The organism is Cystobacter fuscus (genome assembly GCF_002305875.1).
GTDB classification, from domain to species: domain Bacteria; phylum Myxococcota; class Myxococcia; order Myxococcales; family Myxococcaceae; genus Cystobacter; species Cystobacter fuscus_A.
Window position 1 is genome coordinate 8293881 of sequence record NZ_CP022098.1, and the last position, 19830, is coordinate 8313710.

A 19830-nucleotide genomic window follows, 5' to 3' on the forward strand; every position below is an offset into this window, starting at 1 on the left:
AAGCGACAGCGCGCACCGCGGACAGGGCGTCAATGCAGGCCTGCTCGAGGGTTGTTCTGCTCCCGCTGGCGGGCAGGGACTGAGCCACGGCCGCGTGCGGACACGCCAGCCGCCCAGCGAGGGGTCAACCAGGAACAGGCGCGACAGCCGAGCAAGGCCCGTGCGGCAGACCTGCAACTGTCTGATGGGGAAGCCTGGGGGGCCGAGTCTCCCGGCGGACTCCTCGGGATTTCTCCGAGGAGTTCCGCCGGGTTCCATCAGCGCGCGATGCAGGAGTCGAACCTGCGGCCTTTGGCTCCGGAGGCAGAAATAATCTTTCCCCGCCATTGCTCGGTGTTGCTCTCATGTCCTCTCTCCCTCTGAAAGTGGGGGGGTGCACCCTCGCGCCCCTCCCCGGGTTTCCTCGCGGTTGTCCGCGCGTCACTTGCAACTGACTGACAGAACTCAGCCCGCCCTCCACCCCTGGTGGCGGCCCGAAATTCACCTGATCGGCGAGGTGCAGAAGGTTCTCCTCCAGTACGTGGCTGTAACGCTCCTCCGTCACCCTGACGTCCGCGTGACCGAGCACCTCCTGCACGAAGCGGATGTTGCCCGTCTGGGCGTAGGCCCAGGTGCCGAAGGTGGAGCGGAGATCCTTGAAGCTCAGCGGCAGGGGCACCGGCGTGGGCCACAACTGGGCGCCGCAACCCGGGCACGCGACCCGGGCCTTGTCCGCCCGGCGCTCCACGTGACCACACCCCTTGCGCGCGCCCCGGGAGACGCAGCGGTGATCAAACCCCTCCACGAGACCCGCCCGCGCGAGCGCCGTCTTCATGATGCGGTGAAAGGCCACCCACTTCTTCTGCTGCCCTCCGCGCTCGTCCGGGAAGATGAAGGCGCTCCGGACCTCGCGCGCGAGCTCGACGAAGAGGGGCACCAGCCAGGAGGGCACGGGGATGACGCGGGCCCGGCCGCCCTTGGTGGTGTGGCTGTCGTGGCTGCGCCCCACATGGAGGCAGCGGCGCCCAAGATCCAGGTCGTCCCAGCGCAGCGCGAGCAACTCGCCCTTGCGCAGGCCCGTGCCCACCGCCACGGTGAAGACGGCCCGGTAGTGAGCGGGCACCGCGGAGAGCAGCCGGGGCACGTCCTCCATCTGGAGGAACTTCGGCCGGCTCTTCGGAATGGCCACCTTGCCCAGCGCGGCGGCGGGGTTCTCCCCGGTGACGAGCTTCAAATCGCGGATGAGGAAGGAGAAGCAGCCCGCCACCGCCACGCGCAGGTGCTCACGCGTCTGCGCCGCCGTGTCGGCGTTGGCGGCGAGCATCCGCTTCACGTCCGCGGGGGTGATGGCCCGGCACAGCAGCTCGCCCAGGTGGGGGAGGATGCGCAGGCGGAAGCGCGACTCCAGCTGGGCCTTGCTGCGGTACTCGGGCGGAAGCGAGGCGAGGTAGAGCGCCACCCCCTCCCGAAGCGGCATGTCCTCCTTCACCGCGGCGTCCACGCCCAGGCGTACGCGCTCGGCCTTGCGCTCGAGTTCCGTGGCGAGCTTCTCCGCCTCGGCCTGGGTGGCCGCGGCGGACTTGCACTGCCGCGATCGGCCGTGCTCGTCCTTGTAACCGAGGTACCAGACGCCGAGCTGGCCCCGGTAGCGAACGAGACTCGCCCCGGCCTTGGCCTCACGATGGCTGGCTCGGAAGAAGGCGTAGGCCACGGCTACCTACCCCCGTGGGTGCGCCCTTCGCGCCAGGCGGCGAGAGCTCGAGGGCTGAAGCGCCGGAGGTTGCCCATCTTCACACTGGGAACCAGACCCTCCGACGCCCACCGGTAGAGCGTCTTCGGGGCAATGCCGAGGAAGCGCGCGGCCTCCTCCACCGTCCATGCCGAGTCGTCTGACACTGAAACCACACCTGCATCCATCACACTCTCCACCGGCTGCTGTGCATTGGGCAGGCACATGCCGTTGCGCTCGCCGCGCCCGTGCCGCCCTGTTGTTGGTGCTCCCCTTCCCCCTCGCCCACGTCACTGCCGCGCTGCTAACAACCTTCGTGCCACCATCTCCGGTGTGGACCCCATGGGACATGCGTCCAGCGTGACGGATGTCCGTCCGAGGTCACACGCATGGTGTGGTTGGAATGCTCCGACGAGAGGGATGCATGGGTTGGCGCTCCAGCGCACGAGGCGCGAGCGGCCGGGTTCGGCAGGGAGAGAGGACGCTGGTGCTCCACCGCACACCCCATAAACAGACGCCCCGACACGTGTTAGTGGCACGTGCGGGGCGCTGCCGAGCGAACCCGTGGACGTACCAGTGGGTCGGCTCTAGAGAAGGGTTGGCCCATGCGCAAGCGCGCCAACCCCTAAGTTTTGAGATGTGATGTGGACTCGCTGCCACTAACAACGAGGACACACGTAACAACTAGACTGCCGTCAAATCGATACTACCACCTGCCGTGAAGCGCAAGTCCCTATCGGAAGATCGACGCAGGCGGGGGCGACGCCTTGACGGCCGGCAGATAGCACGTGCCGTTCAGCTCATAGAGCTTGTCGGGACAGGGAGCGGGAGTCTTGTGCGGCACCCAGCAGCCGCCGAAGTGCTCCTCCTCCAGCGTCTTGTCACACGGCGCTTTCTTCTGCACCTCGAAGGGCTTCTTGGGCATGGGCCGGGCGAGCACGAGCGGCTCGAAGTCCGCGAGGCCAGTGAGCGCCGCGCCCGTCACGTCTCCTTCCCAGCCCGCATCGTTCCGGGCCGTGGCCAGCTCTCGAATCGAGGACCAGTCCTCCACCGGGGTGGAGTTGCCTGCGTGGAGCATGAGCAGCGCCACGCAGGTCGCGAGCGCGGCCCCGAGCGCCGGGCGGTACCACGCCGGAGTTGTTAGCGCAGCGAACGGGGTGGCCGGCGTGTGCAGGGAGCGCAGGTGCCGGAGCGTCTCCGGACTGCGGAGCACCCGGGTGACGGCGAAGTGCAGATCTTCCAGCATGCAGTCCAGCTCCTCGCCAGCCACCTCCCCGTCAACCGACTTGGGCGCGGACTCCACCTCGAGCGCGAGGTGCGCGGGAGACACGGACGAGCGCAGGCGCAGCGTCCAGTCAGCCACCGGGACGTCCAGGGCCTGGCGCTCGGTGTGCTCGAGCACCAGGGCCGGGGCGCCCGTCTCCATGTTGCGAGCCCGGAAGAGTCGTCCCAGGTCCTCGGTGTTCTTGTACCTCGGCCCGAGCACGTACGGCCCCAGTCGTCTCTGAGGGGTGTTGGACTTGGACATGGCGCGATCCTCCCGCGCCGGGGTGTACCACGGCCCGCACCGACGCTGTCCAGCTCGGGCTATTCACGCGCCCCTTCTCTGCGGGCATGAAGTACTTCTTCACCCCGCGCCAGCGTCGCCTCATGGGCCTGCCCGAGTCCGAGGAGCCCGAGCCGAAGGTGCCCACCGGCCTGCCCGAGCGCTGCTGCACGAAGGCCGTGGAGGAGCGCTGCACCTGCGAGGCGCGCGGGTGGAAGTGCCCGGAGCACGGGCGCCGCCTCAACCCCTGCACCGGACTCACTCACGATTGAGGCCCAGAGCAGTGCCGGCCTCCGCGGGCCCCGGGCGGACTTCCCCCCTCCGCCCGGGGCGCGTGTCTTTTCCCTCCTCCCCACGCCGAGCTGCGCCCATGCCCTGTCCCCTGCCCTCCTCCGCCCCTCTCCCCGTGCCCACGCTCGCCGAGCTGCTGCAGGCGCTCGAGTCCGTCAGCCCCTCCGAGGCCGAGCGGTACCGGGCGCGGGTGGCCACCCTCGAGGAGACATGCGCCCAGGCCCACGCGCAACTGCTCCAGGACGAGGAGGCCCTGGCGGCGGTGGCGCCTGGTGGGCTCCGGTTCCCCTATGAGGAGTGGATTCTCCGCTCCTCGGCGGCCTCGGGCTCCCGCCGCGCCTGGCGCGCGCTCGCCGTGGACGAGGCTGTCCTACGCGAGGCCCTGGAGTTCTCCCTCGCCATGGCCCGGCACTTCGCCGCCTCGCCCCATGCCGTCTGCGAGGCCTGCGAGGGCTCCGGCTGGGGGCCACGTCCTCCCGAGGGCTCGGGCCTGGAGCGGCCCCTGTGCGGGGGCTGTGGGGGCAGCGGGAGCACCCGCCGGGCGTGAGGCACGCCCCTTCTGAGTCGGTGCCCAGGCCGCATGAAGCGCCGGGCAACTCAGGAGGCAGTCTCATGAGGCAGTCCATGAAGTGGCTCACCGCCGCGGCGTTCCTCGTCCTCTCCGGCCCCACCGTCACGTACGCGGCGGACCTGCCCGCGGAGAAGTTGACGCGGGACTTCATCAACAAGGGGGACGGGAGTCGGATGTGGCACAATCTCTACGACATCATCACCAACCACATCCACGCCACATGGAAGAAGTACGGCAAGGGCACGATGACGCCCGAGGACGAGGAGTGCCTCCGCCAGAAGCTGACCGAGTTCCATGTGAAGGCGATGGCGCCCTTCATGAAGGGCGGCATCCACAGCCCGGAGGCCGTGGGGGAAATCCTCCACCGTCTGAGCAAGCAGGGCGGTGATCGCTGCCCGAAGGGCAACCCCGGCCTCGTGGCGTACCAGACGTGGGCTCGGGACGAGGACTCCAAGCTTCGGGACGAGCGGAGCTCCTTGGAAAAGGCCATCGACGAAGGGGTGAGCGCCGCCCGCGACGCCATGGGACGGCCGCTCACGCCCGCCGAGGTGGCCGCCATCGGCGCGGCCATCATCTTCTCGGCGCCCGTTTGGGCGCTGCCGTAACAACATCGACGCGAGGTGGACGCTGTAGCTATCCGATCCAGATGTGAGAAGGGCCCGGCCTCCGAGGTGGAGGCCGGGCCCTTCGTCCTTCGGGTTCACGAGTTGCGAAACCTGTAAACTTCCGCACTGATAGTGCTCGGCGCCAAGCAGACGATCCGCACAGTCAGTGCGTCATGCGAGTCGCCACCACCCTCCCCTTCGCCGCGGCGGTGAGCTTCCTCCCCAGGAGAAGAGCCCCGAGGCCCCGGCGGCGGTGAGCAGCGCGCCGAGCACCAGCGAGAGGGAGATGGGCGTGCCAGACTGAAGCGCAACCATCAGAGAGAGGGACACGGCAGTGGCACGCCGGCCACGTCCGAGGAGAGCCACGGCCCCCGGGAGGAGAGGAAGCGGCGCACCACGTACACGGCGCCGAGCACAAAGCCGCACGCGAGCAGGCCCCAGTTATGCGAGGTGAGGGCCTGCATCAGCGGCGCGGCCACCTCGGGGCTCGTCCCGCCCCCCCGGCCGGAGGTGAGGGGCACCCCTTCTGACTCGCTGCCCAGGCGCACTGAGCGCCGGGCGATTCAGGAGCTGCACCTCATGAGAAAGCCGTTCACCGCAGTCCTGCTGTGCCTCTTGCTCCCAACCCTGGCTCTCGGCGGGGAGGGCTACACCCCGCCTCGTCCCGGCACCCTGTTCGCCTCCGCCGAGGTGGCCACCCCAAGCACCATGAACAGCCGCGCCGGGTGGAAGACCTTCGCGGGTCTGACGGAGGCCCTCGTGCAGAAGGTGGCCAAGACAGCCTGGGACAAGGGCCTCATCCGCGGGCAGTGGACGCTCGAGGACCGACAGTGCGCCTACGCAAAGTTCGGGCTCTTTGTCCTCGCGGGCATGTTGGGTGACGAGAACAAGGCCACCGGACCCGGGATGGACCGCTTCTACAAGGACATTCCGAGCACTCAGAAGTGGGTGAGGGCTCTCAAGAAGGACTGGTGCAGGAAGAAGGGCAGCACCCCCAACCAGGACGAGAACGATGACGACGACGACAACGACGACCCGGGCAACAAGGGCGTGCAGCTCGCCGTCTTCTACGTCGAGGAGGTGCGCAAGGCGCAAGGGGTGGGTGAGTTGCAGCGCGAGGCGGCGGTCAAGGCAGCTGCCGCCACCACCGTCACAGCCGGCCTGGCCGCGTTCTTCGCGGTGCTGTCCAACATCCTCATCCCCATCCCCGGAGTGATCCCCGCCTCCCCCGTGAGCCCACCCCCAGGGTTCAACTAGGGCAGGTAGTCGCAGCATGCAAAGGGCCCGGCCTCCGAGGTGGAGACCGGGCCCTTCGTGCGCCAAATGAACAAATGACGAAATTTGTGCATTTCCGCACTCGCAGTCATCGGCGCCATGCCGACGATCCACACTCTCAGTGCGTCACGGGCCTCGCCGCCACCTTGCCCTTCGCCGCAGCAGTGAGCTTCTTCCCCCAGCTGAAGAGCCCCGAGGCTCCCGCGGCGGTGAGCAGCGCGCCAAGCACCAACGAGAGGGTGATGGGCGTGCCCGCCTGGAGCGCCGCGACCAGCGTGAGGGACACGGCGGTGGCCATGCTCAGCAGCACGCCGGCCACGTCCGTGGAGAGCCACGGCACCCGGGAGGAGAGGAAGCGGCGCACCACGTAGACGGCACCGAGCACCAGGGCGCACGCGAGCAGGCCCCAGTTGCGCGAGGTGAGGGCCTGCACCACCAGCTTCACCACCTCCCCCAGGCCCACCTCGGTGGGGGACGGGGACTCGGGCGGGGCCTGCACGGTGGGCGCGGCCACGGGGGCGGGAGGGTTCTTCCGGGCCTGAGCCTTGGCCTGGTCGAACATGCTTCCGACGAGCTGGCCCGCGTAGGTGGAGTCCGCCGCGGGGGCCTGGGCGAGCGCGGGCGAGGCGAGGGACAGCAGCGAGAGGACGGCGAGGGACGACAGGGACAAACGACGCATGGAGGTACTCCGGGGGTGAGGGGCGGGCAGCAGCGCCCGCCCAGGGTTGAAGGGTTGGGCTCAGACGCGGGGCGGCCACCGCCAGCTACGTCCGCGCGCGTCCTTGACGCCCTCCTCGAAGGGGGCGGACTCGACGCGGATGGGTTGTGCCGGGTCGGTCGTCTTGACGTGCAGGCAGATCTCGCCGCACCACCGCGGGTCCACCTTCACGATGTCGGCGGCGCACTCGAGTCCGTCTTCACCGGTGAAGAGGACGACGCGGCCGAGGCTCGGCTTCTGGGGCTGCATGGTGTTGCTCCTGGGTGGTGGACGAGCACCAGCGCCCGCCCGGGGTTGAAAGGCATCAGGGGACGTCGCGGGCCGTGGCGGACCGGGCGGCCACGAGACGCTCCACGGCGTTGGTGAGCCGGGACAGCTCGCGCTCCATGCCGTCCAGGCGCGCCTCGATGCGCGCGGACTGGGTGGCGGCGCTGGCCTGGGCGGAGGAGACGCGCGCCACCTCAGCTTCGGTGGTGGTGCACCGGCGCTCGAGGTGGCGGACGTCCGCGCCCAGCGTTCCCCACTGCGCGGCGTGGCCAAGCAGAGTGACGACGATGGGCACAGCCATGATGAGCCACGGCGAGGGCCGGGACTCGGTGGGGGTGGGAGCGGGGGGCGTGCTCATGCCCCGCCAGAAGGGGCGTATCCGCGCTACCGCTCGAGCACGTCGCCCCGCGCCAGCACGCCAGCAACCAGGCCACATGCCAACGTGCCCAGCATCGAGCCCAGGAGCCGAAGCACAAGCCGCGGGCTGTCCACGCTCGCGGTGCCGATCGTGGCGTCAGGCCCATAGGCGTAGAGCAGCACGGCGGCCGGAACCATCGCGCCGACGAAGCACAGCCCCACAGCGACCGCGAATCTCCAACCCACCTCATCCTCCTCGGGGCAAGCGCCCACGGTCACGGAGAAGCGGCGCGGGGCAGATGATCCACCCCGCGCGGGCGTGGGCCGGACCCCGAGGGCAGGCGGTAAAACCTACCGGGCGGACGTGTCCTACATGTGGGACAGGGGGTGACCCCCACCCCCAAAAACCGGGAGCGCGGCCCGGCGGACGATTGCTTGGCGCCGAACAATCTCGTGCTCGCGGCTACCCCACGCTCCCCCACCGAAGCTTTGGACGGAAACTGTCGGACGACCCCCCGAAAAATCGGGGTAGAGGGCCCTACCCCGGTCGCTAACCGCTCGGAATCACTCTCGGGGCTTGCCGGGAGGGGGTGCAGAAAGGAGCAAAACGGCGCACTCCGCGCCCCTTCTCGGGGGTGTCACCTCGCAGTCCACCCCGGAGCGCGCATGTCCGAGTCGTCCACCACCCTCTCCTCCTCTGCCACCTCGCCTCAACCGACACTCGAAGATTGGACACCCGGCCGCATCGGCTACGAGGCCTACGGAGATCACCCCGGCGCCCATGGCCCGTGGACCACCTTCGACGGCCGACCCATGCCGACTTGGTCGGACCTGATGAAGGGCGGACCGGCTGGACAACTCACCCGAGACCGGTGGGAACTCGCAGCTCGGACCATCATCTCCGAGTGCGAGCAGCGGAGTGGCGCCGAGTCCGCCCCGATCCGCGAGGGACGCTCCACGGGGACCATCACCGTGAACGTGCCCGAGCTGAAGGTGGACGCGTCCGATCTCGAGCAGCAGGCGGATCGACTGGAGGGCCTGGTCAACCAGCTCGCCACCGCGCCGGTCTCCATGTCCGACCTGTGCCACGGGGTACGCGCCCTGGCCGAGGCGTCGGCCTTCCTGAACACCAGCGACTCGGATACCTCCAAGGCCGTGGCCGCGCTGGTGCAAGACATGGCGAAGTGCCTGAGCGCGCAGGTGCGCGACCTCACCCCGCCGCCCCAGTCCTGACGCATCGGGTGGCGGGCGACCCGTTGGCCCGGGACGATCCCCCCTTGGTGAATGAGGGTTCACCACTGGTGGCTTGGAGGTAGACGGAGCATTGGCTACCCTGCTCGCGTCACTCAGATTGTGGGCTTAGGCCTGCTACCACAGGGGAAATTGGGCTCCACCATTGGTTGTTGGCGTTTTCCGCTCTAACCGGACTGCAGTGCATCATCACCCTCGCGCAAACCGCAAAGCTGACCAACGAGGAGGATACGCACATGGGACGAAAGCAGAAAAACCTCAACTGGCTCCTGAAGTTGCTGAAGATGGTGCTGTTGGGTGCAGGCCTTACAACCCTGCACTCTGTAGGCGCCAGCAACATCGCGTGGATCGCAGCCCAGTTGGCCTAAGCCCACAATCGACGTGACATGTTCGCCCCTTCTTCCGGGGCATGGCCAGACCCAGGGGCATGCCGCCGGAGTTGATGGGCGAGCCCTCGGACGGGCCTGGGGAGGATGCGCCCGATCTGCCCGACCCGCTCGCGGGCTTCCAGCTGCGCGCCGGGACTCGCGGCCCACGCACCACGCTCACCAAGGCGATGATTCCCATCATCGCCGAGTCGCTCGCCCGGACGGGCGTCCAGCGGATCGCCGCGGCGAGGGCGGGCACCACCGAGGACTGCCTGGGCAAGTGGCTCACCAAGGGCCGCGACGCGGTGGCCCGGCGCAAGAGCAGCATCTACACCGAGCTGCTCTTCGCGTGCGAGCAGGCCTGGGCGCACCGCACCGGCTTCCTCATTGGGCTGGGCGAGCGCACGGTGGTGGATCGCCACGCCAACCCGCGCTTCCTCACGTGGCTGCTCAGCGTCACCAGTCCCAAGCAATTCACCGTGTCGCGCGAGCCTGCGGCCCAGCCCCATGGCGGCGCGCTCGGACCCGCCTTCGAGCTCGTGTCCCCCGAGGCCGCCGCCAAGAGCGTTACCGAGAAGCTGCTGCGCTTTCTCGAGGAGGAGGACAAGCGAGGCGCGGAGCCACCTGAGGAGGCGCCGCCCGAGTCCGGTGAGGCCGCACCCGCGGAGGGCGGCTGATGGTTGCCATGGTCGCGGTGCAGGACAACCCGCTCGCGGGCCTGCCCATCATCCGCCCCGAGACGCACGGCCGACACTCGATCTCCGAGCGCGCGGGGCTGAAGTTCCGCGCGCAACTGCGCCGCCGGCGCGAACTCGGCGAGCAACTCACCGCCGACTTCGCCATCACCGAGCACCTGCGGCTGAACCAGGCGGAGGTGCTTGCTTGGCACTACGACCCCACCCTCTGGCGGCGGCCGGTGCAGACGCCGCCCTCGGGCGTGTGGCGCACCTGGTTCCTGCTGGGCGGGCGCGGCGCCGGCAAGACGTACGCCGGCAGTATCGCCGTCATCGAGGAGGCCGCGGCCGACAGCGAGGCGCGCATCCTCATTGTCGGGCCCACCGACTCGGAGATCCGCAAGACGCAGCTCGAGGGCCCGAGCGGAATCCTCTCGCTCGCCCCGCCGTGGTTCCGCCCGGTCCACCGGCGCAGCAAGCGGACACTCGAATTTCCGAACGGAGCCAGAGCCTATTACGTCCCCGCGCAGAACCCAGACAAGCTGCGCGGCTACAACGTCAGCCTCGTCTGGGCGGACGAGATCGTCGCCTGGAAGAAGTCGCCCGAGGAAGTGTACCGGGAGTGCCGCCGCGTCGCCCGAATCCAGACGCCGCGGATGCGCCAGCTCGGTCTTCCGGCCCGGCTGATCATCACCACCACGCCCAACCCCAATCCGCTCTTCCGGGAGATTCTCTCGGACCGGGACGGGCTGGTGCTCGCGTGCTCGTCTACCTTCGACAACGCGGCCAACCTGGACGGCAAGTACATCGCCTACGCCCGGCGCCTCCAGAACACCACCATTGGCCGCCGGGAGTTTCACGGCGAGCTGCTCTTCCTCGAGGACGCGTGCCTCTACGGCAAGGTGGACTGGAATGCCTCGCGCGTGGAGAGCGTGGAGGCCATCGCCCCGCGTGAGGGCAAGCCGCTCTTCGACAAGCTCGTGGTGAGTGTCGACCCGGCCACGGGCGAGAAGAAGGACAGCGACCTCCACGGGATTGTCGTGGAGGGCATTCGCGAGGAAGCGGACGGGCTGCTGCACGTGTACGTGCTGCAGGACGCCTCCCTTCGCTCCCCCGAGCCCACCACCTGGGCCCAGGCGGCCGTGGATGCCCTGCGCCGGTGGGAGCACCTGGCGCCGAAGCGCAAGGCCTTCATCTTCGCGGAGACGAACACCGGCGGCTCGCTGGTGAAGAACGTCATCCGCTCGGTGGACGGCAAGGTGAAGGTGAAGGGCATGCGCGCCATGCAGTCCAAGGCCGAGCGCGCGGCCCCGGTGTCCGCCATGGCCGAGGCGCGCCTGGTGCACATGGTGGGCAAACACCACCGCCTCGAGGAGCAGCTCGCCAAGTTCACCGGCCAGGACGGCGGCCACGGGCGCGACGATAGAGCAGACGCCTTCGCCTGGCCCATCTACCTGTACGTGTGCCCGAAGCGGCAGAACGCCGGTGTGGCGGGGCGTCCCGCCGAGGCCCAGGACGAGAGCGGAGACGAGGAGTAGCGCCGCGCCCCTTCTCGGCGGCATGGCCTCCCTCCGCACCCGCCTCAAGGCCGCCCTGACAGGCCTGCTGCTCGGCCCCAACACCGGGCGCCCGCTCGTCCACGCCATTCCGCTCCTCCCCTTCTCCCCGCGACGCGGCTCCCGCGCGGTGCTCCTCGCCTACCGGGAGAATGCGTGGCTGCGCGCGGTAGTGGACACGGTGGCCGAGGCCACGGCCACGCCGCGCTGGCGCGTCTTCAAGCCCGTCACCGCCAAGGGCAAGGCGCTCGCCGTCTCCTGCAAGGCATTGGGCAGCGGGGCGCGCACCCGGGACGGGAGGCTGGAGCGGCACAAGGCGCTGTCCCGGGGTCTCGAGCGCGGGGATCTGGTGGAGTGCGAGAGCCACGAGCTGCTCAACATCCTGGAGTCCCCCCACCCGGAATTCACCGGCCGGGCCCTGCGCAAGCTTCAGCAGGTGCACCTGGACCTGGTGGGAGAAACCTTCCTCTGGCTGCGCCGCACCCTGGACGGCGAGCGGCGCGTGGCGGGCTACGAGGTGGTGCCGCCCCACTGCGTGCACCAGACGCCCACCGACACGGGCACCCACTACGTCCTCACTTACAACCGATTCTCCGGCTCGGTGCTCGCGCCCGAGGTGCTCTGGCTGCGGCACCTGGATCCGGAGAACCCCTATGGCCGCGGGACGGGCCGGGGCCTCGCGCTGGGGGACGAGCTGGACACGGCCGAGAGTATTCAACGCGCGCGAAAGGCGACCTTCGTCCGGGGCGGCCTGCCGGCAGCGGTGGTGGGAGTGGACGAGGGCCCCGCCGGGGACGACAAGGCCGACGAGCTCCAGGCCGAGTACGACGAGAAATTCCAGAAGCCGGAGTCCGCCGGCCGCGTCTGGTTCGTCAACGGCAAGGTGTCCCTGTCGCAGATTCAGCAGGACTTCCGCGCGCTGCAAATGGACGAGGCGGAGAAAGGCCTGCGCGACTACACGCGGCAGACATACAACGTCTCACCCGAACTCATGGGGGACCTGACGTCCGCCAACCGCTCCACCTCGGAGGAGGCCAAGTACACCCTGGCCGAGTACGCAGTGCTGCCCCGGCTGGAGTTCCAGCGCACGGAGTACCAGCTGCGCCTGATCCCCCTCGTGGACGAGGACGCCATCCTCGACTACGAGGACCCGCGCCCCCAGAGCTGGGAGCGCACGCTCCAGGTCATGACGGGCGCCTTCAACGAGGGCTTCACCTGGAATGAGGTGCGCGCCTTCGGAGGCTATCCCCCGGATCCGAAGCTCGCCGGCAGGCGGCCGCGCCCCCTCCCCGGTGCCCAGCCCGTCCAGGACGCGCCCCAGGAGCCGCGCAACCCGCCGCCCCCGCGCGGGCCTGCGGCGGATTGAGTGGGCGTCGGAGCTGAGCGGTCAGGAGAGGCCCCGACACCGGATCAACCACGGTTAAGAGAGGAGCACGCAGTAGAGGCGATCGCCCCTCCCCGACCGAATACCCCTGAATCCTATTCAATTCGGAACTGCTGGTTTCCACCACCGTGCCGCGGATACTGAACGACACGCGCCAGCGGGTCGTGCGACGCACCAGCGACATCCAAAACTTGCAAACTGTGCTTAGCCCTAATCGCGTGATAACCATTACCCAGGTCTTCGATACGAAATTGCTGATGGTCCCCACCGTGACATGGATACTGGACGACGTGAGTCATTGGCTCGTAGTACCCACCCAGCACATCCAGACACAGCCCACTGTGCATGGCCCTGATCGTGTGGTAACCATTACCCAGGTCCTCAATGAGGAACCGCTGATGATCCCCGCCGTGGCATGGATACTGGACGAGTTCCGTAAATGGATCGCGGGACCCACCCAGCACATCCAGGCACTGCCAGCTATGCTGAGCTACAAGTCTAACGATCCTACCAATCGAACTCAGATCGGCGATCGGCTTGTCGCTGTTCGAGAGCTGTGCTTCGTCACCCAGGAGCTGTAATTCACTTGGGTCAAGCGCGACTCCTCCACAGCCGATTGTGGCGAGCAGTACCGAATTCGACACCACACGGCGAAAAAGCTCTGCCTTCGTCCAGATGCTAGATTTCATGGGAGGGTTGCCTTTGGGTCATCGGGGGGGCGCTAACAGCCTCCTCAATATTCAGAGTTCGCGTGGCTGCGGCAACGTGGTCTGAAGTCGCGTGACATGGTGGAGGAAGAACACTTGGGGTCTGTTTCAGGTGACCCACCCCTTCTCTCCGGCCATGAAGCCGAGAGCCACTCTCCCAGCCGACAGCGTCATCAAGTCCCTGGGTCACCTGGTGCAGAAGTCCGAGGGCGGCAAGCCCGTCTTCCGCATCAGCACCCAGGTGCTGGACAGGCACCGCGATCGCGTCCGCCCCAACAGCCTGAAGACGGAGGCCTACGAGGGCAACCCCGTCCTGCTGTGGAACCACGACGACTGCGAGCCTGCGGTGGGCACCGCTCGTGTCTTCCGCGAGGGCGACGAGTGGTTCATGGAGCCCACCTTCGACGAGGTGGACGAGCTGTCCAAGACCGTGTCGGCGAAGGTGAAGGCCGGCACGCTGCGCACCTGCAGCATCCGCTTCCGCATCCTCCGGTACGAGCCCAACGCCGAGGGTGGGCTCGACTACGAGGAGGTGGAGCTGCTCGAGGTGTCGATCGTCAACATCCCCGCCAACCCGGAGGCACACCGCGTGAAGAGCCAGCAGCCGAAGCAGAAGAACGACACCCCGCCCCCCGCCGAGGAGACGCCCGCCAAGGCGCTCGAGCCGGCAGACCTGGATGCCATCAAGGCTGCCGTCGCCGAGGTGCTCCAGCCCGTGTTGGAGAAGCTGGACGCGCTCGCGGCCGCGAGCTCCAAGTCCGAGGGCGGAGAGGAGACGGACACTGACGAGGCGGGAGACGAGGAGGAGAAGAACGAGGAGGGCATGGAGATGACGCCCGAGGAGGCGGAGGAGATGAAGGCCTTCTTCAACCCCACCCCGAAGAAGAAGTGAGCCGCCTCTTCTCCCGGCCAAGCCCCTGGGCCCGCCCGCGCGGGCCACTTCCCCACGGAGTCACCCCATGAAGTTCCCCGCTGCCCTCCAGCGTGTCATCGCCGGCGAAGTCGCCAAGGCAGTGGCCGCCCAGGAGGCCACCCGTACCCGCACCACCCCGGCAGACACCACCGGGAAGGGCGCCGCCGGCAAGCCGGATCTGCGCACCGCCATTGGCCTGCGCATGAAGTCGCTGTGGATGCACCACCCCATGCACGCCGCCAAGTCGGACGCGTCTACCCAGGCGTGGGTGAAGAAGTCCGCCAGCGCCTTCGAGAGCGTCTTCGGCCAGGGCGGCTCGCTCCTCGCCCAGGAGTACTCCTCGGAGATCATCGAGCTGCTGCGCCCACGCACGGTGCTGCTGCGCGCTGGCGCGCGCAAGGAGACGTACAACGGTAAGCTGAACATCGGCCGACTCAATGGCGGCGCAGTGGCCGAGTTCGTCGCCGAGGGCCAGGCGCCCAAGACGAGCAAGGTGGAGACCGGAGCCGTCATCCTCGGCAGCCACAAGCTCATGGGCATCTACGAGCCGAGCAATGACTTGCTGCGCAACCCCTCGCTCGACAGCGCCGGGTTGCTCGCGGACGACCTGCTCTCGGCCGTGGGCGTGGCCGCCGACAAGGCGGGCGTTCTCGGAGACGGCACGGGCCCGAACCCGCTGGGCATCACCAAGCAGGTGAAGGCGAGCAACAAGGTGGCGGGCGTGGCCATCACCCAGGCCAACCGCGACAACGTCATCACGTTCGTCGACACCATGGAGCAGCGGGTGAAGGCGAGCAACCTGGTGCTGGAAGGCAACCAGCCCTTCTGGAGCTTCTCGAGCGCCGTGGAGACCGCGCTCAAGGGGCTGCGCTTCGACAGCGGCGGGTTCATCTACCGCGACCAGCTCGACCAGGGAAAGCTCAACGGCAAACCCGTCCACGTCACCGAGGCCTACGGGGACAACCTCTTCCTCTTCGGCCTGGCGAGTCAAATCTACTTCGGCATGGACACCAAGGCCGGGGACATCATCCTCGACATGGCGCAGCCGCACTTCGCCGAGGACCTCACCATGATCAAGGCGATCATGTACGTGGACTGGCAACTGCGGCACAACACCGCTGTCTCCTACTCGGACGACGTCACCCTGTCCTGACACCACCCTTTTTCTGTCTGTCTTTGGAGCCCCCATGCACCCCACGGCTGTCGACATCGGCGCGTTCCTGCGCAGCGCCACCCCGGACGGCAAGATCCAGGGCTACCCTCCCTCCCTCCTTTCTGCGGGCACCGACTACGGCGACGCCTTCAGTGTGGTGGGCGCCAGGAGTTGCATGCTCACCGTGAGCACTGGCGCCGCCACGGGCACCCCCGCCACGCAGAAGGCCACCGTCTCGCTGGAGTCCGCCCCGCCCGGCGCTTCGCCTACGTGGGTGACGGTGGAGAACAGCACGGTGGATCTCACCGCTGACGAGACGAGCGACGAGGTGGACCTCAACCTCACGCGCCTGCCGAGCGGCCACACCCAGCTGCGTTGCAAGGTGGTGACGGTCTTCACCGGCGGTAGCTCGCCCAAACAGTACGTGGCCGCCTCGGTGACACTCGGCGGCTTCTCCACCCTGCCCGTCTGACGCCGCCCACCCCACTCCACCCCGCCCGGGGAGGTGGCCTCCCACAGGCTGCCTCCCCGGTGCCGTTTCGAGGTACCCCATGCCCACCCCGTATGACTTCACCACCATGGCACGCGCGGCTGCGCGGCTCCGGGTGTCCTCCACGGACGCGGAGCTGCCCGCGCTCCTCACCGCAGCCAGCCAGGCGCTGGCAGACTGGCTCGGCTACGAGGCCCACCTGCGCGAGGGCGTGGAAGAGACGGTGCCCAGCGAGGGCGGGCGCACCCTCTTCCTCCGGGCCGGGGCGGTGCGCCGCGTGCTGCGGGTGGAGGTGGACGGCACCGAGGTGCCCGCGGGGGAGTACTTCCTGGAGAGCCCACGGCTCGGCCGCGTTGTGCGCCGCCGGGGCCGCTGGCCCTTCACCGGCGAGTGGACGGAGGGAGTGGCTCCCCAGCCCCACACCGCCCATGACACCGGCACCCTCCGCGTCACCTTCGACGCGGGCTGGTGCACGCCCGGACAGGTGGCCCTCGCGCTCGCGGCCGACCCGGCGAGCACCCTGGTGGCCGACTTGCCCACGCCGCTTGAGGAGGCCGCGCTGGTTACCCTCACCGCGCTGCGCTCCGGGGCGGGGAGGGACCCGAACGTCACCTCGCGCAGCATCGGCGGGGGGAGTATCACCTGGGCGGCCGACAGGTCCGCGGTGCCCACCCTCGCCCAGCAGCTCGCCCAGCCCTATTACAAGGCGCGCCGGAGGAAGGCATGAGCCTCTTCCTCGAGGACATGCGTGAGACGCTCCACCTGCGCCGGTTTCAGCGCATGGTGGACAACGGCCGGCGCGAGGAGTTCGGCCCGCCCGAGCCCTGGCCCTGCCGGTGGGAGCCCGGTGCCCGGCTGGTGAAGTCGGCCGAGGGCAAGCAGGTGGTGTGCGAAGGCACCCTGTACACCACGGCCCAGCTCGGCCCGCGGGACTTGCTGTGGCTGCCCGGTACCAACCCGGCCGACTACACGGCGAGCCGCCGGGCCCTCAACGCCTACGAGCGGAAGGACTTGGAGACAGGGGCGTTCGACCACAGCGAGGTGGTGGTGTGAGCCGCCTCAAGGACGTGGAGCTCGACGTGGCGCGCCTGCTCGAGGCGGCGGGCCTGGGCAGCCTCGCGGACAGCCTGCCCACGCTCTACGCGGGGCCCTACTCCCCGGGAGCCCCAGACGCCTTCATCGCGTGCCGGCTCTCCGCCTCGGAGAAGCCGGAGAAGTACCTGGCCAACGCGGGGATGGCGCTCCACCGCTGCACGGTGACCGTGCTGGTGTGCGGCGAGCGCGGTCCGGACGGCTACAGCGAGGGAAGCGCCCGGGCCCGCGCGGCGTGGGAGGCGCTGTACGACGCCCACCCCGAGGGGTACGTGCGCGTGGACGTCGAGGACGGCGGCCCCACCTTCCTCGGAGAGGATGAGGAGGGGCGGCCGCGCTGGTCGCTCACCGTGGAAGCCGAGTACTTCTCCGCACTCTGAGCGCCCCTTTTCGTCGGGCATGCCGCCCCGCCGCAACAGCCGCATCCGGGTGAAGATGAAAGTGGACGTCAGGCCCCTGCGCCTGCTGCGCGACAACGCCCAGCAGGTGCTCCGCGCCCTGGATCACCCCCTGCGCGACGCCGCCCGGCTCATTCTCGACATCTCCCTCTTCTTCGTCCCCCGCGGCGGAGCTCCGGGCGATCCGCTCAACCTCGCCGACACCGCCTTCCTCGACGGACCATTCTTCAATCCCGAGAGGAAGTCCTCCACGTGGACGTGCGGCTACGCGCACCCCGCGGCCGGCGCCATCCACCAGGGATTCCACTGGGGCGACGCGCTCAAGCCCCCTCCCGACTTCCTGCGCCGCGCCACCAAGGGCATCTCCCGACAGCTCAAGAAGGGCGTGGGGACGGTGCTCATGCAGGAGATCGCCAAACTCACCTCGTAGGAGTCCTCCGTCATGCCCACCCCCGAAGTCATCGAAGCCCACCTGTACTCCATTCACATCCTCGCGGCCAAGACGGAGGCCCTGTCGGACGCCAACAAGCCCAAGACGCTCAAGAAGTTCGACATCCCGGACTCCATGGAGCTGCGGGAGCTGAAGTACCTGAACAACACCAAGGGCCTCGTGCAGTACAGTCCTGGCTTTCGCACCATGAAGGGCACGCTCGAGCTGGACGTGGTGAAGGACAGCCCCATCCTCACCACCATCAAGGCGGCCTACCTCGCGCGCAAGCCCATCTGGGTGGCCTGCATCGAGCACCCTGATGCCGCCGCGGGCGCCCAGGGCGTGCTCTACGAGGGCGTCATCGGCAGCTACCCCATGACACTGGAGGCGGGCGCCCTCGTCTCCGTCTCCATCGAGTTCGGCATCAACGAGTTCGAGCCCATCTGACGCTCCACCCCACCCTCTACTCACCCACCCCCTGGAGAACACCATGTCCGACGTCGCCAGCATCAAGCACAGCCTCCTCCGCGCCCCCTGGCGGGAGTACACCCGTGTCAAGGTGGAGGGGCTCGAAGGCCCCGTGGAGCTTGTCATCCGCCGCCCCCCGGACTCCGTCCTGGAGAAGCTCATCAAGGACGCCAAGGAGAAGAAGCTCGACACCACGGAGGGTGAGGAGAAGAACCACGAGGCCGGTCTGCACTTCCGCGCGCGTGTCGTGGCCACGTGCGTCTTCCTCCCCAACGCCGTCACCTCTCTCTTCACCCCGGAGGAGGCGCTCGACTGGCCCGGGCTCGCCGAGGTGGCCGATGCATGCATGGCCGCCATCAGTCCCGCCAAGGCCCTGGAGGGCGCCAAGGGAAACTGACGGGCGACCCGGTCCATGGGCTCGTCATCCGGGTCGCCCGTCTCGCAGGATGGACGCACGAGGAGATGCTCCGCCAGCCCCTCTCCTATGTGTACGAGCTCGCCGCGGACGCCCAACTGGAGAACGAGTCCATCCGCCAGGACAGCGGACCCCCGCCTTCCAGCTCGGCACCGAGGGCGGGCGCTGGCCGCCAGCGCATCATCCGGTACACCCTGAAGCCCACGGTGTGAAGGCGGTGCAAGGGGTCTTTTGGCTCCTTTGCAGCGTCGCGCGGGACATGGCAGGGTCGCCGCCCATGTCCCACCCCTCTTCGCCCCTCCGCGTCGTCGCGAGCTGCCTACTTGTCCTGACCGCCGCGCCCGGCTGTTCTTTTATCAAGACGCGCGGTCCGCCATCGGGTTATCGCCCCCTGCACGCCGCACCTCGGTGCACGACGGACCGGACCCCGCCAAAGGTAGACGCCGCCGTCGGTGGAGCCATTCTCGCCCTTGGGAGTCTCGGTCTCGTGGTGGATCGTTTCGATCCGACATCGCAAACGGACCAGGAGACCCGCCAAACTGGGCTCATCAGTATAATTGCAACGACCGCGTTTTTTGCGGCCTCATCTGCTCTTGGCTTTGTCCAGACGAGCCGATGCGACAAGGCCAATGCTCTCTGGGCAGCAGCCGAGACGAAGCGCGAACAGGAGGCTCAGGCGCGGGCCGAGGCGGCCCGACAGGAGGCCCAGAAGAAGGCGGAAGCCGCAGCCGAGGAGGCGCGGCGCATTGAGCAGGAACGGCGAGCTGACGAGGAACGCCGCCAAGCGGAATTGAACGAGCGGGAACGGATTCTTCAATCCCTTCGTGCCGCCCCTCTGGAAACGGCCAACATAGTGATCGACAACCACTATGCTGCGTCGATATTTCGCATTGATGTCATTCTCCCTGACAGCGAAGAGGACTTCCGGGTCATCAACGAAGAGCGCGTCGCCAGCTACACCACCAAAACATTCGTGGAAGCGCTGAGGTGGCGTAGAGATCAGCGCGTCGCCATCCACATTGCCGTTATGTCCTTGGGAGAGTGGAAGAACTTCAGGACAAAAGACATCGACACCAGAGCGAGTGGCACTCTCGTCATCACCTACGGCTGGGATCCCGCAACAGCAGAGTTTGGCGTAGGTATCAACTGGAAGTAACTGATCGACGCCATCCTCCCTGGAAGCAGGACGCATC

Annotated in this window: 29 protein-coding genes; 20 read left to right on the forward strand and 9 right to left on the reverse strand. The window is 68.3% G+C overall.

From position 1 onward, the window contains the following. Positions 1-124: 124 nt before the first annotated feature. The 3 genes from CYFUS_RS33290 to CYFUS_RS33300 form a co-directional block, all read right to left on the reverse strand. Positions 125-1690 (reverse strand): tyrosine-type recombinase/integrase, encoded by a 1566-nt coding sequence (locus CYFUS_RS33290; RefSeq protein ID WP_095988891.1) that lies wholly within the window; start codon positions 1688-1690, stop codon positions 125-127. 2 nt (positions 1691-1692) lie between these two features. Continuing rightward, entirely contained in the window at positions 1693-1935 is a 243-nt protein-coding gene (locus CYFUS_RS54685; RefSeq protein WP_095988892.1) for a helix-turn-helix domain-containing protein, read from the reverse strand. Positions 1936-2441: 506 nt separating this feature from the next. Further along, the gene (locus tag CYFUS_RS33300; RefSeq protein WP_095988893.1) at positions 2442-3236 is read right to left on the reverse strand and encodes a hypothetical protein; all 795 of its coding nucleotides are present in this window, start codon (positions 3234-3236) and stop codon (positions 2442-2444) included. Between the two features lie 86 nt (positions 3237-3322). Here CYFUS_RS33300 and CYFUS_RS33305 point away from each other — a divergent pair, with 86 nt between their 5' ends. The 3 genes from CYFUS_RS33305 to CYFUS_RS33315 all read left to right on the forward strand — a co-directional run bounded on the left by CYFUS_RS33305 (position 3323) and on the right by CYFUS_RS33315 (position 4721). Next, complete coding sequence (locus CYFUS_RS33305) at positions 3323-3526, forward strand: hypothetical protein (protein ID WP_095988894.1); 204 nt, start codon at positions 3323-3325, stop codon at positions 3524-3526. 98 nt (positions 3527-3624) lie between these two features. Then, positions 3625-4092: a hypothetical protein gene (locus CYFUS_RS33310; RefSeq protein WP_095988895.1), complete on the forward strand. Its 468-nt coding sequence runs from the start codon at positions 3625-3627 to the stop codon at positions 4090-4092. A gap of 65 nt (positions 4093-4157) precedes the next feature. Continuing rightward, positions 4158-4721 (forward strand): hypothetical protein, encoded by a 564-nt coding sequence (locus CYFUS_RS33315; RefSeq protein WP_095988896.1) that lies wholly within the window; start codon positions 4158-4160, stop codon positions 4719-4721. Between the two features lie 314 nt (positions 4722-5035). Here the strand turns inward: CYFUS_RS33315 and CYFUS_RS53200 are convergent, their stop codons facing one another. Further along, the gene (locus tag CYFUS_RS53200; protein WP_232536954.1) at positions 5036-5242 is read right to left on the reverse strand and encodes a hypothetical protein; all 207 of its coding nucleotides are present in this window, start codon (positions 5240-5242) and stop codon (positions 5036-5038) included. 58 nt (positions 5243-5300) lie between these two features. Here CYFUS_RS53200 and CYFUS_RS33325 point away from each other — a divergent pair, with 58 nt between their 5' ends. After that, a complete protein-coding gene (locus CYFUS_RS33325; RefSeq protein WP_095988897.1) occupies positions 5301-5978 on the forward strand; it encodes a hypothetical protein in 678 nt (225 codons plus the stop codon). A 136-nt stretch (positions 5979-6114) separates the two neighbouring features. Here CYFUS_RS33325 and CYFUS_RS33330 read toward each other — a convergent pair whose 3' ends face one another. Genes CYFUS_RS33330 through CYFUS_RS33345 form a run of 4 tightly spaced genes read right to left on the reverse strand, consistent with a single transcriptional unit; the run spans position 6115 to position 7584 of the window. After that, a complete protein-coding gene (locus CYFUS_RS33330; RefSeq protein ID WP_095988898.1) occupies positions 6115-6675 on the reverse strand; it encodes a hypothetical protein in 561 nt (186 codons plus the stop codon). A gap of 60 nt (positions 6676-6735) precedes the next feature. Beyond that, positions 6736-6963, reverse strand: a complete 228-nt coding sequence (locus tag CYFUS_RS33335) for a hypothetical protein (RefSeq protein ID WP_095988899.1) — start codon at positions 6961-6963, stop codon at positions 6736-6738. A 55-nt stretch (positions 6964-7018) separates the two neighbouring features. After that, a complete protein-coding gene (locus tag CYFUS_RS33340) occupies positions 7019-7339 on the reverse strand; it encodes a hypothetical protein (RefSeq protein ID WP_232536955.1) in 321 nt (106 codons plus the stop codon). A gap of 26 nt (positions 7340-7365) precedes the next feature. Continuing rightward, positions 7366-7584: a hypothetical protein gene (locus CYFUS_RS33345; RefSeq protein WP_095988900.1), complete on the reverse strand. Its 219-nt coding sequence runs from the start codon at positions 7582-7584 to the stop codon at positions 7366-7368. 420 nt (positions 7585-8004) lie between these two features. Between CYFUS_RS33345 and CYFUS_RS33350 the strand changes: the two genes are divergently transcribed. The 5 genes from CYFUS_RS33350 (at position 8005) to CYFUS_RS33370 (ending at position 12553) form a co-directional block, all read left to right on the forward strand. Next, positions 8005-8571: a hypothetical protein gene (locus CYFUS_RS33350; protein ID WP_095988901.1), complete on the forward strand. Its 567-nt coding sequence runs from the start codon at positions 8005-8007 to the stop codon at positions 8569-8571. Between the two features lie 254 nt (positions 8572-8825). After that, positions 8826-8957 (forward strand): hypothetical protein, encoded by a 132-nt coding sequence (locus CYFUS_RS54105; protein ID WP_269770165.1) that lies wholly within the window; start codon positions 8826-8828, stop codon positions 8955-8957. Between the two features lie 41 nt (positions 8958-8998). Continuing rightward, positions 8999-9634, forward strand: a complete 636-nt coding sequence (locus CYFUS_RS33360) for a hypothetical protein (protein ID WP_157758806.1) — start codon at positions 8999-9001, stop codon at positions 9632-9634. Beyond that, on the forward strand, positions 9634-11169 hold the full coding sequence (locus tag CYFUS_RS33365; RefSeq protein ID WP_095988904.1) for a DNA-packaging protein: 1536 nt from the start codon (positions 9634-9636) through the stop codon (positions 11167-11169). Before CYFUS_RS33360 ends, CYFUS_RS33365 begins: the two co-directional genes overlap by 1 nt. Positions 11170-11191: 22 nt before the next feature. Further along, positions 11192-12553, forward strand: a complete 1362-nt coding sequence (locus CYFUS_RS33370; protein WP_095988905.1) for a phage portal protein — start codon at positions 11192-11194, stop codon at positions 12551-12553. 113 nt (positions 12554-12666) lie between these two features. On the opposite strand, the gene CYFUS_RS33375 is transcribed toward CYFUS_RS33370, so the two are convergent. Further along, positions 12667-13260: an RICIN domain-containing protein gene (locus tag CYFUS_RS33375; RefSeq protein ID WP_095988906.1), complete on the reverse strand. Its 594-nt coding sequence runs from the start codon at positions 13258-13260 to the stop codon at positions 12667-12669. 130 nt (positions 13261-13390) lie between these two features. On the opposite strand from CYFUS_RS33375, the gene CYFUS_RS33380 reads away from it, so the two are divergent. The 11 genes from CYFUS_RS33380 (at position 13391) to CYFUS_RS33425 (ending at position 19793) form a co-directional block, all read left to right on the forward strand. Next, the gene (locus CYFUS_RS33380; protein WP_095988907.1) at positions 13391-14170 is read left to right on the forward strand and encodes an HK97 family phage prohead protease; all 780 of its coding nucleotides are present in this window, start codon (positions 13391-13393) and stop codon (positions 14168-14170) included. Positions 14171-14237: 67 nt separating this feature from the next. Beyond that, the gene (locus CYFUS_RS33385; protein ID WP_095988908.1) at positions 14238-15344 is read left to right on the forward strand and encodes a phage major capsid protein; all 1107 of its coding nucleotides are present in this window, start codon (positions 14238-14240) and stop codon (positions 15342-15344) included. A 34-nt stretch (positions 15345-15378) separates the two neighbouring features. Next, a complete protein-coding gene (locus CYFUS_RS33390) occupies positions 15379-15816 on the forward strand; it encodes a hypothetical protein (RefSeq protein WP_095988909.1) in 438 nt (145 codons plus the stop codon). Between the two features lie 79 nt (positions 15817-15895). Further along, positions 15896-16561, forward strand: coding sequence for a hypothetical protein (locus tag CYFUS_RS33395; RefSeq protein ID WP_095988910.1), 666 nt, complete (start codon positions 15896-15898; stop codon positions 16559-16561). Continuing rightward, positions 16558-16887 carry a hypothetical protein gene (locus tag CYFUS_RS33400; RefSeq protein ID WP_095988911.1) on the forward strand — a complete coding sequence of 110 codons (330 nt, stop codon included), beginning with the start codon at positions 16558-16560 and terminating at the stop codon, positions 16885-16887. The genes CYFUS_RS33395 and CYFUS_RS33400 overlap by 4 nt, the downstream gene beginning before the upstream one ends. Continuing rightward, complete coding sequence (locus tag CYFUS_RS33405; protein WP_095988912.1) at positions 16884-17306, forward strand: hypothetical protein; 423 nt, start codon at positions 16884-16886, stop codon at positions 17304-17306. Before CYFUS_RS33400 ends, CYFUS_RS33405 begins: the two co-directional genes overlap by 4 nt. A gap of 55 nt (positions 17307-17361) precedes the next feature. After that, entirely contained in the window at positions 17362-17754 is a 393-nt protein-coding gene (locus tag CYFUS_RS33410) for a hypothetical protein (protein ID WP_232536956.1), read from the forward strand. 12 nt (positions 17755-17766) lie between these two features. After that, positions 17767-18201, forward strand: a complete 435-nt coding sequence (locus CYFUS_RS33415; RefSeq protein ID WP_095988913.1) for a hypothetical protein — start codon at positions 17767-17769, stop codon at positions 18199-18201. 43 nt (positions 18202-18244) lie between these two features. Then, the gene (locus tag CYFUS_RS33420; RefSeq protein ID WP_095988914.1) at positions 18245-18619 is read left to right on the forward strand and encodes a hypothetical protein; all 375 of its coding nucleotides are present in this window, start codon (positions 18245-18247) and stop codon (positions 18617-18619) included. A 65-nt stretch (positions 18620-18684) separates the two neighbouring features. Next, positions 18685-18849, forward strand: coding sequence for a hypothetical protein (locus CYFUS_RS51915; RefSeq protein ID WP_198316229.1), 165 nt, complete (start codon positions 18685-18687; stop codon positions 18847-18849). Between the two features lie 275 nt (positions 18850-19124). Then, positions 19125-19793, forward strand: coding sequence for a hypothetical protein (locus tag CYFUS_RS33425; protein ID WP_095988915.1), 669 nt, complete (start codon positions 19125-19127; stop codon positions 19791-19793). The last annotated feature ends 37 nt before the right edge of the window (positions 19794-19830 follow it).